We start from the raw sequence: 15,485 nt of genomic DNA on the forward strand, positions 1-15,485 counted from the left end.
CGTCCTCCGTTAGGGTCGGAAGGTACCGCCCCCGACCCGTGGAGATCCTCATGTCCGGCCGTCCCGTCCCGAGCCGCCGCACCCTTCTGCGCGGGGCGGCCGCCGCGCCCGTCGCCGGGTTCGGCCTCGCCGCCTGCGCGACCGGGCAGACCGCGCCCGCCGTGCCGACCGCCCCGGTGCAGGTCGGCGCGGAGAGCGAGATCGCCCCGGGCGGCGCCAAGCTGTACCGGGACCACAACGTGGTGGTCGGCCGACGCGAGGACGGCACCCTCAAGGCGTACAGCACGATCTGCACGCACGCGTTGTGCCCCATCAACAAGCTGGAGGGGACGACCCTGGTCTGCCCCTGTCACGGCAGCCGGTTCGACGCGCTGACGGGCAAGGTGGTGCACGCCCCGGCCACCGTGCCGCTGACGGAACTGGCGGTCGAGGTCAAGGACGGCCGGATCGTCGCGGGACCCGAAGCCTGATCGAAGGAGGCGTCGAGCGTCCCGCGCTCACTCCCAGTCCCACGCGATGCCCACGAGCCCCGCCCGTACCCGCGGCTCCACCAGATGCACCGAGCGGTGCTGCGGGCTGAGCGCCAGCCCCTGACGGCCGCTGCGCGGGGCCGCCGCGGAATGCTGGGTGAACCGATGGCAGCGCACCGGCAGCGTGTGCGCGTCGAAGCACACCTCCAGGGCGTACTGTCCGCCCGCCATGCCGAACTCACGGAGGTACTCGCGGGAGGCGCCGGCCGTACCGTCCTCGACGGCGTAGCGGAAGAGGAACGTGTCGCCGGAGCGCAGCCGGGTGTCGAAGAGCAGCTCGGCCACGAGCACACCGGTGTCGTGATGCCGGCGGACCCGTCCCGTGCGGCAGTTCTCCAGGGCCCGCACCAACATCCGCTCCGGCGCGCAGCCCTGGTCGCCGTGGTGGACGGCCACGAAGCGGTCGACGCCGTCGCGGTGGGCCCGCACGATGTGGTGCGACTCGCGCCCCAGGAGCTCGCCCCGCGTGCCGATCCGCACCCGCTCGTGGTGCCCCAGGGAGTCCAGCCCGTTGTCGACGGGGCACTCCAGTTCGGCCAGCAGGTGTTCGAGAACTCCCGAGGCCGCGACGAAGGAGCGGTAGGAGCGGGACGAGGACCGGTCGCCGTGGGCGCCGTCCTCGGATTCGGCGAGCAGACGTATCAAGGACTCGTCCGGGAGTTGCAGGATCTCCTCCAGGGCCCGGACGGCCCGCAGCGACTCGGGGCGCTGCGGGCGGCGGGCGCCCTGCTGCCAGTAGCTCAGGCTGGTGACGCCGACCTTCACCCCGTAGCGGGAGAGATGGTGCTGCACGCGTTGCAGCGGCAGTCCGCGGGCCGCGATCGCGGCCCGCAGGGCGACGTGGAAGGGGCCGCCTCGCAGGGCCGTGTCCAGTTCCGCGATGGCGACGTCGGCGGCGACGTCCGCGTGCTGTGTGGCGTGCGGCATGCAGGGGCCTTTCTGTGAATGTCACAACGGCTGGTCAGACCGTTCGCGGGAGCGGAACCGGGGCCGCCCGGTTCGCGTCGGGAGTCGTCACGCCCGTACGCCGTCGTGCACGGCCCCGAGTTCCCCCGCATTGAAGCGTGTTGACCAAGTCCCGACAACACCTGATGCCCAACCGCGGCGGTCTCCTGGCCGAGTCCGCACCGTGCCGCCGCGGCCCGTCCCCGGGCCGGGCGGGCCGCCCGCCCGCGCCGCTCGCGCCGCCTGGACTGCTCGTACGCCACGTGTCACTCCCGGTGACCGGGACGTCGGCCGACGTTGTCCACAGCCTCGCCGGAGTGTCGCCCCTCGCCAGTAGGGTGTGAGACATGGCCGACCCCTCCAGCTACCGCCCCAAGCCGGGACAGATCCCGGACTCTCCCGGGGTGTACAGGTTCCGCGACGAGCACCGCCGGGTGATCTACGTCGGCAAGGCGAAGAGCCTGCGCCAGCGCCTGGCGAACTACTTCCAGGACCTGGCGGGCCTGCACCCGCGCACCCGGACGATGGTGACCACCGCCGCGTCCGTGGAGTGGACCGTCGTGTCCACGGAGGTCGAGGCGCTCCAGCTGGAGTACTCCTGGATCAAGGAGTACGACCCCCGGTTCAACGTCAAGTACCGCGACGACAAGAGCTACCCGTACCTCGCGGTGACGATGAACGAGGAGTTCCCGCGCGTGCAGGTGATGCGCGGTCACAAGAAGAAGGGTGTGCGCTACTTCGGTCCGTACGTGCACGCGTGGGCCATCCGCGACACCGTCGACCTGCTGCTGCGCGTCTTCCCCGTGCGCACCTGCTCGGCGGGCGTCTTCAAGAACGCGTCCCGCACCGGCCGCCCCTGCCTGCTCGGCTACATCGGCAAGTGCTCGGCGCCCTGCGTGGGCCGTGTCTCCGCCGAGGAGCACCGCGAACTGGCCGATGACTTCTGCGACTTCATGACCGGCCGGACCGGCGCGTACCTCCGCCGCCTGGAGCGGCAGATGACCGAGGCGGCCGAGGAGATGGAGTACGAGCGGGCCGCCCGCCTGCGCGACGACATCGAGGCCCTGCGGAAGGCCATGGAGAAGAACGCGGTCGTGCTCGCCGACGCGACCGACGCCGACCTCGTCGCGGTCGCGGAGGACGAGCTGGAGGCGGCGGTCCAGATCTTCCACGTCCGCGGCGGTCGTGTGCGCGGCCAGCGAGGCTGGGTGACCGACAAGGTGGAGGAGATCACCACCGGCGCTCTCGTCGAGCACGCCCTCCAGCAGCTCTACGGCGAGGAGAGCGGGGACGCCGTCCCCAAGGAGGTCCTGGTGCCGGCCCTGCCCGAGCCGGTGGAGCCCGTGCAGGAGTGGCTGACCGGTCGCCGTGGCTCCCAGGTGTCCCTGCGCATCCCGCAGCGCGGCGACAAGCGGGCGTTGATGGAGACGGTCGAGCGCAACGCCCAGCAGGCGCTCGTCCTGCACAAGACCAAGCGGGCCTCCGACCTGACCACGCGCTCACGCGCCCTGGAGGAGATCGCGGACGCCCTCGAACTGGACAGCGCGCCCCTGAGGATCGAGTGCTACGACATCTCCCATCTCCAGGGTGACGACGTGGTCGCCTCGATGGTCGTCTTCGAGGACGGGTTGCAGCGCAAGGGCGAGTACCGCCGCTTCCAGATCAAGGGCTTCGAGGGCCAGGACGACGTCCGCTCCATGCACGAGGTGATCACCCGCCGGTTCCGGCGCTACCTCGTGGAGAAGGAGCGCACGGGGGAGTGGACCGACGGCACGGCCGACGAGCAGGCCGGCGGCGGGACGGCCGGCGGGAGCGACGGCGGCGCTGTCGGCGGTGCCGTCGACGGCGTCGGCGACGTCGGCGGCGGGACGAACGGGACGCACCCCCTCACCGAGGAGGACGGGCGGCCCAAACGCTTCGCCTACCCGCCCCAGCTCGTCGTCGTCGACGGCGGTCAGCCGCAGGTCGCGGCGGCCCAGCGGGCCCTGGACGAGCTCGGCATCGACGACATCGCGGTCTGCGGCCTGGCCAAGCGCCTGGAAGAGGTGTGGCTGCCGGACCAGGACGACCCGGTCGTCCTGCCCCGCACCAGCGAGGGCCTGTACCTGCTTCAGCGCGTCCGTGACGAGGCCCACCGCTTCGCGATCACCTACCAGCGCACCAAGCGCGCCAAGCGCTTCAGGGCCGGCCCCCTGGACGACGTGCCGGGCCTGGGCGAGACCCGTAAGCAGGCACTGATCAAGCACTTCGGATCGGTGAAGAAACTGCGGTCCGCGACCATCGACGAGATCTGCGAGGTTCCGGGCATAGGCCGCAAGACGGCCGAGACCGTCGCCGTGACCCTCGCCCAGGCGGCTCCGGCCGCGCCCGCCGTGAACACGGCCACTGGAGAGATCATGGAAGAAGACCACGAAGCCGGGGCGCCCGAGACGACGGCGGACGCCCCTGGGGATCCCGTGACCGCGGGCGTCCCCGACGAACGACGGGGGCAGGAACCATGACCGAGCACGAGACGCAGCCCACGGCGGACCGAGAACGCACGCCCAGCGAGACGCGCGAAAATTCCGCCGGGCAGGATGCACCCCAGCACGGTGCGACCAGGCAGGATGCACCCCAGCAGGACGCACCCGGGCAGGACGGGCCGCACGACGCACGCCATGAAGACGGAGCACAGGTGAGTACGGACAGCACACCGCCCGGGAATCCGGACGCGGTCATCCCCGAGCTGGTGATCATCTCCGGCATGTCGGGGGCCGGACGCTCGACGGCCGCCAAGTGTCTGGAGGACCTCGGCTGGTTCGTCGTCGACAACCTCCCGCCCGCTCTGATCCCCACCATGGTGGAGCTCGGCGCCCGCTCGCAGGGCAACGTGGCACGGATCGCGGTCGTCGTCGACGTGCGTGGACGCCGCTTCTTCGACAACCTCCGCGAGTCCCTCGCGGACCTCGACGTCCGGGGCGTCACGCACCGGGTCGTCTTCCTGGAGTCCTCGGACGACGCCCTGGTGCGCCGCTTCGAGTCGGTGCGCCGCCCGCACCCGCTCCAGGGCGACGGCCGGATCGTCGACGGCATCGCCGCCGAGCGCGAGCTGCTGCGCGAGCTGCGCGGCGACGCCGACCTGGTGATCGACACCTCCAGCCTGAACGTGCACGAGCTGCGCGCCAAGATGGACGCCCAGTTCGCCGGCGAGGAGGAGCCCGAGCTGCGGGCCACCGTCATGTCCTTCGGCTTCAAGTACGGTCTCCCGGTCGACGCCGACCTGGTCGTGGACATGCGCTTCCTGCCCAACCCGCACTGGGTCCCCGAGCTGCGCCCCTTCACCGGGGTCAACGAGGAGGTGGCGGCGTACGTCTTCAACCAGCCCGGCGCGAAGGAGTTCCTCGACCGCTACGCGGAGCTCCTCCAACTGGTTGCCGCGGGCTATCGCCGTGAGGGCAAGCGTTATGTGACGATCGCGGTCGGCTGTACGGGCGGGAAGCACCGTTCGGTCGCGATGTCGGAGAAACTTGCCGCGCGCCTTGCGGCCGAGGGTGTGGAGACGGTGGTCGTACACCGGGACATGGGACGGGAATGACGGCACGAACTCTGCGGCTGGGCCGACTGCGCCGGGCGGTACCCGACGGGCGCGTGAACCGGCCGGTCGAGGCCCGCGGCGGCAAGCCCCGCCGCCGCGGCGCCCAGCCCAAGGTCGTCGCCCTCGGCGGCGGCATGGGTCTGTCCGCCTCGCTCGCCGCGCTGCGCCGGATCACCGGCGACCTCACCGCCGTCGTCACCGTGGCCGACGACGGCGGCTCCAGCGGGCGCCTGCGCGACGAGCTGGGCGTGCTGCCGCCCGGCGACCTGCGCAAGGCGCTGGCCGCGCTGTGCGGCGACGACGACTGGGGCCAGACCTGGGCCCGCGTCATCCAGCACCGCTTCGAGTCCAAGGGCGACCTGCACGAGCACGCGGTCGGCAATCTGCTGATCGTCGCCCTGTGGGAGCAGCTCGGCGACCATGTGCAGGCCCTGGACCTGGTCGGCAAGCTGCTCGGCGCGCACGGGCGGGTGCTGCCCATGTCCGCCGTGCCGCTGGAGCTCGAGGCCCTGGTCCGCGGCCACGACCCGGACCGGCCCGAGGAGACGGACACCGTCCGCGGCCAGGCGACGGTCGCCCTCACACCCGGCGAGGTGCAGTCCGTGCACCTCGTGCCGAACGACCCGCCCGCCGTGCCCGAGGCCGTCGCCGCGGTCCTGGACGCGGACTGGGTGGTGCTCGGCCCCGGCTCCTGGTTCTCCTCGGTCATCCCGCACCTGCTGGTGCCGGAACTGCTGGACGCGCTCACGCAGACCAAGGCGCGCCGGGTACTCTCCCTGAACCTCGCACCGCAGCCCGGAGAAACCGAAGGGTTCTCCCCGCAGCGTCATTTGGAGGTTTTGGGACGACACGCCCCTAAACTCGCCCTGGACGTGGTGCTGGCCGACGAGGCCGCCGTGCCCGACCGCGACTCGCTGACCGAAGCCGCCAACCGGTTCGGGGCCGCGGTCGAGCTGGCGCCGGTGGCCCGGGCCGATGGGACTTCGCGGCACGACCCGGAGCTCCTCGCCGCCGCGTACGACCGTATTTTTCGGATGCATGGAAGGATCGGCCCATGGCGATGACGGCAGCGGTGAAGGATGAGATCTCCCGGCTCCCCGTCACCCGGACCTGCTGCAGAAAGGCGGAGGTCTCCGCCATCCTGCGGTTCGCCGGCGGCCTTCACCTGGTGAGCGGGCGCATTGTGATCGAGGCGGAGCTGGACACCGCGATGGCGGCCCGCCGGCTCAAGCGGGACGTCCTGGAGATCTTCGGCCACACCTCCGAGCTGATCGTGATGGCGCCGGGCGGTCTGCGCCGCGGCTCGCGCTATGTGGTGCGGGTGGTCGCGGGCGGCGACCAGCTGGCCCGGCAGACCGGTCTGGTGGACGGCCGCGGCCGCCCGATCCGCGGTCTGCCCCCGCAGGTGGTCTCCGGGGCCACCTGTGACGCCGAGGCGGCCTGGCGCGGGGCGTTCCTGGCGCACGGCTCGCTGACCGAACCCGGCCGCTCGTCGTCCCTCGAGGTGACCTGCCCGGGTCCGGAGGCCGCCCTCGCCCTGGTCGGTGCCGCCCGCCGGCTGTCCATCGCGGCGAAGGCCCGTGAGGTCCGCGGGGTGGACCGGGTCGTCGTCCGGGACGGCGACGCGATCGGCGCGCTGCTCACCCGGCTCGGCGCGCACGAGTCCGTGCTGGCCTGGGAGGAGCGGCGGATGCGCCGCGAGGTGCGGGCCACGGCGAACCGCCTCGCCAACTTCGACGACGCCAACCTGCGCCGTTCGGCCCGTGCGGCCGTCGCCGCCGGTGCCCGTGTCCAGCGCGCCCTGGAGATTCTCGCCGACGAGGTGCCCGAACACCTGGCGGCGGCGGGCCGGCTGCGCATGGAGCACAAGCAGGCCTCCCTGGAGGAGCTGGGTGCGCTCGCCGACCCGCCGCTGACCAAGGACGCGGTCGCAGGCCGGATCCGCCGGCTGCTGGCGATGGCCGACAAGCGGGCCTCCGATCTGGGCATCCCGGGCACCGAGGCCAACATCTCCGAGGACCTGGCCGACAACCTGGTCGGCTGATCCGACCGCGGCCGCCACGCCGGTGCCCCTGCCCGAGGGGCCCGGGCACCGGCGTTTGTCCGTCTTTGATGCACTCTTGACTGGATCATGAACTGTCATGAGCCTGGCAGGTGTTCGTCGTCGTGGCGGACCACTGCTAGGGGGGTTCATGAGACACAGAGCGAGATCGATCCTCGCTGTCGGCGCGCTCCTGATCGGCGGAGCGAGCATCGCACCCATCGCCCAGGCGCAGAGCGGACACCCGGCGACCTCGTCCGGACCGGACGAGGTCAAGGTCTACCGCGCCGAGATCACCAAGCAGCAGTTACCCCTGCTGCTGGCCGCCGGACAGGACGGCCAGGAACTCGCCGGACAGGCGCCCGACCAGGGCACGGCCGACGTCGAGGTCTACCTCACCGACGACCAGGCACGGAAGCTGGAGCGGCAGGGCGTCGACCTCACCGAGCACACCCTCTCGGCCAGGGCGGAGAACCGCGTCGCGGCCGCCGCCGAGGGCGTGTTCCGTCCGTACGGCGGCAGTGGCGGCCTGAAGGAGGAGATCGTCAGGGCCGGTCAGGAGAACCCCGGCCTCACCAAGGTCGTCTCCATCGGCAGGACGGTCGGCGGCCAGGACATCCTCGCGCTCAAACTGACCAAGGGCGCCAAGAAGTCCCGGGACGGCTCCAAGCCCTCCGTGCTGTACATGTCCAACCAGCACGCGCGCGAGTGGATCACGCCGGAGATGACCAGGCGGCTGCTGCACTACTACCTGGACAACTACAGGACCGACCAGCGGGTCAAGAAGATCGTCGACTCCACCGAGCTGTGGTTCGTCCTGTCGGCCAACCCCGACGGCTACGACTACACCTTCCGGAACAGCGCCACCCGGCTGTGGCGCAAGAACCTGCGGGACGTCAACGGCGACGGCGTCATCAGCACCGGCGACGGCGTCGACCTCAACCGCAACTTCGCCTACAAGTGGGGCTACGACGACGAGGGCTCGTCCCCCAACCCCACCAGCGAGACCTACCGCGGCGCGACCCCGGCCTCCGAGCCCGAGACGAAGGCGCTCGACGCGTTCGAGAAGCGCATCGGCTTCACGTACGGCATCAACTACCACTCCGCCGCCGAACTGCTCCTCTACGGCGTCGGCTGGCAGGTCGCCACGCCGACCCCGGACGACGTCCTGTACAAGGCGCTGGCCGGCACCCCCGCGAACTCCGCGGTCCCGGGCTACCACCCGCAGGTCTCCTCGGAGCTCTACACCACCAACGGCGAGGCGGACGGGCACGCCGGCAACGTCAACGGCATGGCGATGTTCACCCCCGAGATGTCGACCTGCCAGACCGCCTCGGACCTCGACCCGAACGACACCTGGAACGCCTCCGACTGCCAGTCGGTCTTCAACTTCCCGGACGACGAGAAGCTGATCCAGCAGGAGTTCGCCAAGAACGTCCCGTTCGCGCTCTCCGTCGCCGAGACCGCGGCCCACCCCGACCGGCCCTCGTCCTCGGTCGGCCTGACCGCCGCCGACTTCACCCCGGCCGCGTTCCCGACCTCGTACGCGCGCGGCGCGGACCAGGAGGTCTCGGTCGTCGCGCGCAGGTCCGTCCGCGACAAGGAGCTGAAGTACCGCGTCAACGGCGGCCGTACCCACGACCAGGCGCTCAGGCCCTGGAAGGGTGGCGAGACCTACGGCGGGGACGACAACCTCTACTTCGACGAGTACCGGGCCGAGGTCCGGGGCGGCGCACCGGGCGACAAGGTCGAGGTGTGGTTCACCGGCAGGTCCCGGAACGGGAAGCCCGCCACCAGTGAGCACTTCACGTACACCGTCGCCGAACGGGCCAAGGCCGACACGCTCGTCGTCGCCGAGGAGGGCGCGACCGCCGTACAGGCGCAGACGTACGTGGACGCGCTGAAGGCCAACGGCCGCAAGGCGATCGTCTGGGACGTCGCCGCCCAGGGCGCCCCCGACGCGCTCGGCGTGCTGGACCACTTCCGGACGGTCGTCCACTACACGGGCGCGGGCCGGCCGGGCAACCCCACCCAGCTCCAACTGCGCGCCTACCTCAACGAGGGCGGCAAGCTGATCGAGGCGGGCGAGCAGGCCGGCGGCAGCGTCGACCTCGGCGACGGCACGCTCTCGAACGACTTCAGCCAGTACTACCTGGGCGCCTACTCGCGTACGTCGACGCCCGGAGCCACCGGCTTCACCGGCTCCGGAGCCCTCGCCGGCGCCGGCGGCGCGCTCGGCCCGGCGGCCGGCAACCCGCTCGACCGGGCGGGAACCTACGGGATCACCTCCGACGAGCTGCCCACGGCCGGCTACCCGCAGTTCGCGAGCGCGGGCGCGGGCCAGTTCGCCGGGACCGTCAACCCGTACGGGCCGTACAGCGGTTCCGGCATGGCGGCCGCGGTGCACACCGACGACGCCTACAAGCGCCTCACCCGCACCATCGACCTCACCGGCGTCAGCGCCGCCGACAAGCCCACTCTGCACGGCCGACTGCTGTGGGACACCGAGCCGGGCTACGACAACGCCGTCGTCGAGGCGCACACGGTGGGCGGCGAGGACTGGACGACGCTGCCCGAGGCGGGCGGCGCCACCGGCACCGCGGTCCCTGCCGAGTGCGGCGCCGGGTTCTACGTCAATGAACACCCCTGGCTGAAGCACTATCTGACCCTGGCGTCGGACGGTTGCACCGCCACCGGCACCAGCGGCTCCTGGAACGCCCTCACCGGCGCCTCCGCCGGCTGGCAGCAGGTGGACTTCGACCTGAGCGCGTACGCCGGCAGGTCCGTCGAGGTCTCCCTCGCCTATGTCACCGACCCGGGCAGCGGCGGCCACGGCGTCCTCGCCGACGACCTGTCGCTCGTCGTCGGCGGCACCGCCACCCAGACCGAGGGCTTCGAGACGTCCCTGGGCGCCTGGCAGGTCACCGGGCCGCCCGCGGGCAGCCCCGCCGTCCTCAAGGACTGGGCGCGCACCGGAGCGCTGTTCCGCACCTATGGAGCCGTCACCACGGACGACACCGTGCTGCTCGGTTTCGGCCTGGAGCACGTCACCGCGGCGGCCGACCGCACGGCCCTGATCGGCAAGGCGCTCAAGGCACTCGCCGGGTAACACCTGGTGACGATCGCACGATCGGAGCGGGCGGTCCGTACCCCTACTGGCGGGTACGGGCCGCCTCGCCGCGTATGGGGCGTCTCAATGTCACTCCGGGGGTCTCCGAGGGGTAGGGTCGTAGGCGGTCGGGGACATCCCATTTAGCTCGCCGGTGTCGCAACCGGCGTACCAACGAGGAGATCGGTTCGTGACGATCCGCGTAGGCATCAACGGCTTTGGCCGCATCGGTCGTAACTACTTCCGCGCGCTGCTGGAGCAGGGTGCAGACATCGAGATCGTGGCTGTCAACGACCTGGGTGACACCGCGACCACCGCGCACCTGCTCAAGTACGACACCATCCTCGGCCGTCTGAAGGCCGAGGTGTCGCACACCGCCGACACGATCACCGTCGACGGCCACACCATCAAGGTCCTGTCCGAGCGCAACCCCGCCGACATCCCGTGGGGCGAGCTCGGCGTCGACATCGTCATCGAGTCGACGGGCATCTTCACGAAGAAGGCCGACGCCGAGAAGCACATCGCCGGCGGCGCCAAGAAGGTCCTCATCTCGGCTCCGGCCAAGGACGAGGACATCACCATCGTGATGGGCGTCAACCAGGGCGACTACGACCCGGCGAACCACCACGTCATCTCCAACGCCTCCTGCACCACCAACTGTGTGGCGCCGATGGCCAAGGTTCTCGACGAGAACTTCGGCATCGTCAAGGGCCTGATGACGACGGTCCACGCGTACACCAACGACCAGCGCATCCTGGACTTCCCGCACAAGGACCTGCGTCGCGCCCGCGCCGCCGCCGAGAACATCATCCCGACCACGACGGGTGCCGCCAAGGCCACCGCCCTGGTCCTGCCGCAGCTCAAGGGCAAGCTCGACGGCATCGCCATGCGCGTCCCGGTCCCGACCGGCTCGGCCACCGACCTGGTCGTGACGCTCCAGCGCGAGGTCACCCGCGACGAGGTCAACGCCGCGTTCAAGAAGGCCTCCGAGGACGGCGACCTCAAGGGCTTCCTGGCGTACACCGAGGACCCGATCGTCTCCTCGGACATCGTCAGCGACCCGGCCTCCTGCACCTTCGACTCCTCCCTGACCATGGTCCAGGAGGGCAACACGGTGAAGATCCTCGGCTGGTACGACAACGAGTGGGGCTACTCCAACCGCCTCGTCGACCTGACGGTCTTCGTCGGCGACCAGCTCTGATCGCCGGATCAGACACTTCGATGTGAGTGCAGGGCTCGGGCAGCGCACAGGCGCGCTGTCCGAGCCCTGACTCGCGTGCAGATCAACCCTCTTCCGAACACCAGCCCTCTCGGGAGTCCCCTACATGAAGACGATCGACGAACTTCTCGCCTCCGGCGTGGACGGCAAGCGGGTCTTCGTCCGCGCCGACCTCAACGTGCCGCTGGCCGACGGCGTGATCACCGACGACGGCCGCATCCGCGCCGTCCTGCCCACCGTCAAGGCCCTCGCGCAGGCGGGCGCCAAGGTGATCGTGGCCTCGCACCTGGGCCGCCCCAAGGGCGCCCCGGACCCCGCCTTCTCCCTGTTGCCCGCGGCCGAGCGGCTCGCCGAACTCCTCGGTGCCCCGGTCGCGTTCGCGCAGGACACCGTCGGCCCCGCCGCCCACGACGCCGTGGACGGCCTTCAGCCCGGCCAGGTCGCGGTCATCGAGAACCTGCGCTTCAACGCCGGCGAGACGTCCAAGGACGACACCGAGCGCGGCGAGTTCGCCGACCGGCTCGCCGCCCTGGCCGACGTCTACGTGGGCGACGGCTTCGGCGCCGTGCACCGCAAGCACGCCTCCGTGTACGACCTGCCGGCCCGCCTTCCGCACTACGCCGGCTACCTCATCGCCACCGAGGTCGGCGTCCTGAAGAAGCTCACCGAGGACGTCGCGCGCCCCTACGTCGTCGCGCTCGGCGGCTCCAAGGTCTCCGACAAGCTGGCCGTCATCGACCAGCTCCTGGGCAAGGCCGACCGCATCCTGATCGGCGGCGGCATGGCCTTCACCTTCCTCAAGGCCAAGGGCTACGAGGTCGGCAGCTCCCTCCTGCAGGAGGACCAGATCCCGGCCGTCACCGAGTACATGGAGCGCGCCGAGAAGCAGGGCGTCGAACTGCTGCTCCCGGTCGACGTCGTGGTCTCTCCCGGATTCCCGGACCTGAAGGCCAAGGCGTCCACCGAGCACACCGCCGTCGACGCGGACGCGATGCCCGAGGGCCAGCTGGGCCTGGACGTCGGCCCGAGGACCGGCGCCCTGTACGCAGCCAAGCTCTCCGACGCCGAGACCGTTTTCTGGAACGGCCCCATGGGCGTCTTCGAGCACCCCGACTACGCCGAGGGCACCAAGGCGGTCGCCCAGGCCCTGGTCGACTCCAAGGGCTTCAGCGTCGTCGGCGGCGGTGACTCCGCCGCCGCGGTGCGCACCCTCGGTTTCGACGAGAACGCATTCGGCCACATCTCGACCGGCGGTGGCGCCTCCCTCGAATACCTCGAGGGCAAGACGCTCCCCGGCCTCGCCGCACTGGAGGACTGACCCCGTATGACCACTCGCACGCCGCTGATGGCGGGCAACTGGAAGATGAACCTCAACCACCTCGAGGCCATCGCCCACGTCCAGAAGCTCGCCTTCGCCCTCGCCGACAAGGACTACGACGCCGTCGAGGTCACCGTCCTGCCGCCGTTCACCGACCTGCGCTCGGTGCAGACGCTGGTCGACGGCGACAAGCTCAAGATCAAGTACGGTGCCCAGGACCTCTCGGCGCACGACTCCGGTGCCTACACCGGCGAGATCTCCGGCTCGATGCTGGCCAAGCTGAAGTGCACGTACGTGGCCATCGGCCACTCCGAGCGCCGTCAGTACCACCACGAGACCGACGAGATCGTGAACGCCAAGGTCAAGGCCGCCTACAAGCACGGCCTGACCCCCATCCTGTGCGTCGGCGAGGAGCTGGACGTCCGCGAGGCGGGCGACCACGTCACCCACACCCTCGCGCAGGTCGAGGGCGGCCTGAAGGACCTCCCGGCCGAGCAGGCCGAGTCCGTCGTGATCGCCTACGAGCCGGTCTGGGCCATCGGCACCGGCAAGGTCTGCGGTGCGGGGGACGCCCAGGAGGTCTGCGCGGCCATCCGCGGCAAGCTCGCCGAGCTGTACTCGCAGGAGCTGGCCGACCAGGTCCGCATCCAGTACGGCGGCTCCGTGAAGTCGGGCAACGTCGCCGAGATCATGGCGCAGGCCGACATCGACGGCGCCCTGGTCGGCGGTGCCTCGCTGGACGTCGACGAGTTCGTCAAGATCGTCCGTTTCCGCGACCAGTGAACCGGTCACCGGTCGGCAGTGGATCGACCGGTGAGTAGGCGCTAGCGGCGATCCGTCGTACCCTTGCGGGGGCCGGGACTCCTTCACGAGTCCGGGCCCCCGTCGTCCATCCAGTTCCGAGGAAGTTGGTCCAGCCGTGGTTTTGGGGTTCTCGATCGCCCTGATCGTCTTCAGCCTGCTGCTGATGCTGCTGGTGCTGATGCACAAGGGGAAGGGCGGCGGCCTCTCCGACATGTTCGGTGGTGGCATGCAGTCGTCCGTCGGCGGCTCCTCGGTCGCCGAGCGCAACCTCGACCGCATCACCGTGGTGATCGGTGTGCTGTGGTTCGCGTCCATCATGGTGCTCGGCATCCTGATGAAGGGCAACAGCTGATCGACGGAGTGCGCGCGAGCGCGTTTCGTGCGTAACGCCCCATGTTCGGTACGCGCCGCTGGGCGCGGCCTATCATGGGGCTTGCGTCTGGGTGTGGGGCCGGTAACTCCAATCACTGGACGCGCGTTGGGCCTTACGTAGACTGAGGCGCTCGCAGTGAGGCGAAACGCCGACTCGCTTCGCGGCACCATCACGCAGGGAGTTACACCGTGGCAAGTGGCAACGCGATCCGAGGAAGCCGGGTCGGGGCGGGGCCGATGGGCGAGGCCGAGCGCGGCGAGTCAGCGCCGCGGCTGCGCATCTCCTTCTGGTGCTCCAACGGGCACGAGACGCAGCCCAGCTTCGCCAGTGACGCACAGGTGCCCGACAACTGGGACTGCCCGCGCTGCGGCTTCCCGGCCGGCCAGGACCGGGACAACCCCCCGGACCCGCCGCGCACCGAGCCCTACAAGACGCACCTGGCGTACGTGCGGGAGCGGCGCAGCGACGCGGACGGCGAGGCGATCCTCGCCGAGGCGCTCGCCAAACTGCGGGGCGAGATCTGACGACCGGGTCCGGCCGGACATCGCGAGGTGTCCTGCCGGACCCGATGTCTTCTCCGCCCGGTCGTCCCGGCCTCGTTCTGTTCGCCCTGTCTTCTCCGCCCGTCCTCGCACCGTGCTGACACCAACACGTCAGCCGGACGTACCTGTAGTTGCGCCGCCGCTCAACTGATCAATTAGGTTGGGAGCGGCAGCGGGGCAAGGTACGCAGCGGGACAGGCAGGAAAGAAGGCTGAAGTCGGATATGAACGCAGACGGCCGTTCCAGGCTCAATCAGACGCCCGAGTGGACCGCTCTGGCCAAGCACCGCGAGGAGCTCGCCGACACCGGTCTGCGAGATCTGTTCGCCGGTGATCCCGGCCGGGGCAGCGGATACACGCTCCAGGTCGGTGACCTGTACATCGACTACTCCAAGCACCTCGTCACCGACGAGACGCTGCGGCTGCTGCGCGAGCTGGCCGCCGCCACCGACGTGTTCGGGCTGCGGGACGCGATGTTCCGCGGCGAGAAGATCAACACCACCGAGGACCGGGCGGTCCTGCACACCGCGCTGCGCGCCCCCCGGGACGCGGTGGTCGAGGTCGACGGCGAGAACGTGGTGCCCGGTGTGCACGCGGTCCTCGACCGGATGGCCGCCTTCGCCGACCGGATCCGCTCGGGCGAGTGGACCGGCCACACCGGCCGGCCCATCAGGAACGTCGTCAACATCGGGATCGGCGGCTCCGACCTCGGCCCGGCGATGGCGTACGAGGTGCTGCGCGCCTTCACCGACCGCGATCTGACCCTCCGTTTCGTCTCCAACGTGGACGGCGCCGACCTGCACGAGGCCGTCCGCGACCTCGACCCGGCGGAGACGCTGTTCATCGTCGCGTCGAAGACGTTCACCACCATCGAGACCATCACCAACGCCACCTCGGCCCGCGACTGGCTGCTGAGCGGCCTGGCAGCCGGTCCCGAGGCGGTCGCCGAGCACTTCGTGGCCCTGTCCACGAACGCCGGGAAGGTGTCCGACTTCGGCATCGACACGGCCAACATGTTCGAGTTCTGGGAC

The 15,485-nt window shown here is 70.6% G+C and carries 13 protein-coding genes; 12 read left to right on the plus strand and 1 reads right to left on the minus strand.

Translation table 11 applies throughout. The features are described from left to right. The first annotated feature begins 50 nt into the window (after window positions 1-50). On the plus strand, window positions 51-470 hold the full coding sequence (locus ACZ60B_RS08835; RefSeq protein ID WP_469385313.1) for a Rieske (2Fe-2S) protein: 420 nt from the start codon (window positions 51-53) through the stop codon (window positions 468-470). Window positions 471-497: 27 nt separating this feature from the next. Here the strand turns inward: ACZ60B_RS08835 and ACZ60B_RS08840 are convergent, their stop codons facing one another. Further along, window positions 498-1,457, minus strand: a complete 960-nt coding sequence (locus ACZ60B_RS08840) for a hypothetical protein (protein ID WP_469385314.1) — start codon at window positions 1,455-1,457, stop codon at window positions 498-500. Window positions 1,458-1,822: 365 nt separating this feature from the next. Between ACZ60B_RS08840 and uvrC the strand changes: the two genes are divergently transcribed. From uvrC to ACZ60B_RS08895, 11 genes are all read left to right on the plus strand, one after another. Continuing rightward, a complete protein-coding gene (uvrC, locus tag ACZ60B_RS08845) occupies window positions 1,823-3,976 on the plus strand; it encodes an excinuclease ABC subunit UvrC (RefSeq protein ID WP_469385315.1) in 2,154 nt (717 codons plus the stop codon). After that, window positions 3,973-5,049, plus strand: a complete 1,077-nt coding sequence (rapZ, locus tag ACZ60B_RS08850) for an RNase adapter RapZ (protein WP_469385316.1) — start codon at window positions 3,973-3,975, stop codon at window positions 5,047-5,049. The genes uvrC and rapZ overlap by 4 nt, the downstream gene beginning before the upstream one ends. Further along, on the plus strand, window positions 5,046-6,113 hold the full coding sequence (locus tag ACZ60B_RS08855; protein WP_469385317.1) for a gluconeogenesis factor YvcK family protein: 1,068 nt from the start codon (window positions 5,046-5,048) through the stop codon (window positions 6,111-6,113). Before rapZ ends, ACZ60B_RS08855 begins: the two co-directional genes overlap by 4 nt. Then, on the plus strand, window positions 6,104-7,093 hold the full coding sequence (gene whiA, locus ACZ60B_RS08860) for a DNA-binding protein WhiA (protein WP_152889933.1): 990 nt from the start codon (window positions 6,104-6,106) through the stop codon (window positions 7,091-7,093). Before ACZ60B_RS08855 ends, whiA begins: the two co-directional genes overlap by 10 nt. A 148-nt stretch (window positions 7,094-7,241) precedes the next feature. Beyond that, the gene (locus ACZ60B_RS08865) at window positions 7,242-10,199 is read left to right on the plus strand and encodes a M14 family metallopeptidase (RefSeq protein ID WP_469385318.1); all 2,958 of its coding nucleotides are present in this window, start codon (window positions 7,242-7,244) and stop codon (window positions 10,197-10,199) included. Between the two features lie 190 nt (window positions 10,200-10,389). Then, entirely contained in the window at window positions 10,390-11,400 is a 1,011-nt protein-coding gene (gene gap, locus ACZ60B_RS08870) for a type I glyceraldehyde-3-phosphate dehydrogenase (protein WP_162468842.1), read from the plus strand. A 124-nt stretch (window positions 11,401-11,524) separates the two neighbouring features. Beyond that, on the plus strand, window positions 11,525-12,736 hold the full coding sequence (locus ACZ60B_RS08875) for a phosphoglycerate kinase (protein WP_469385319.1): 1,212 nt from the start codon (window positions 11,525-11,527) through the stop codon (window positions 12,734-12,736). A gap of 6 nt (window positions 12,737-12,742) precedes the next feature. Further along, window positions 12,743-13,519: a triose-phosphate isomerase gene (tpiA, locus tag ACZ60B_RS08880; protein WP_469385320.1), complete on the plus strand. Its 777-nt coding sequence runs from the start codon at window positions 12,743-12,745 to the stop codon at window positions 13,517-13,519. A gap of 136 nt (window positions 13,520-13,655) precedes the next feature. Beyond that, complete coding sequence (gene secG / locus ACZ60B_RS08885; RefSeq protein ID WP_469385321.1) at window positions 13,656-13,892, plus strand: preprotein translocase subunit SecG; 237 nt, start codon at window positions 13,656-13,658, stop codon at window positions 13,890-13,892. A 257-nt stretch (window positions 13,893-14,149) separates the two neighbouring features. Continuing rightward, a complete protein-coding gene (locus ACZ60B_RS08890) occupies window positions 14,150-14,437 on the plus strand; it encodes an RNA polymerase-binding protein RbpA (RefSeq protein ID WP_037668570.1) in 288 nt (95 codons plus the stop codon). A gap of 241 nt (window positions 14,438-14,678) precedes the next feature. After that, window positions 14,679-15,485, plus strand: an 807-nt coding sequence (locus tag ACZ60B_RS08895; protein WP_469385322.1) for a glucose-6-phosphate isomerase, incomplete at its 3' end; no start/stop codon positions are given.

The sequence above is a fragment of the Streptomyces sp. NPDC104096 genome (assembly GCF_055584385.1).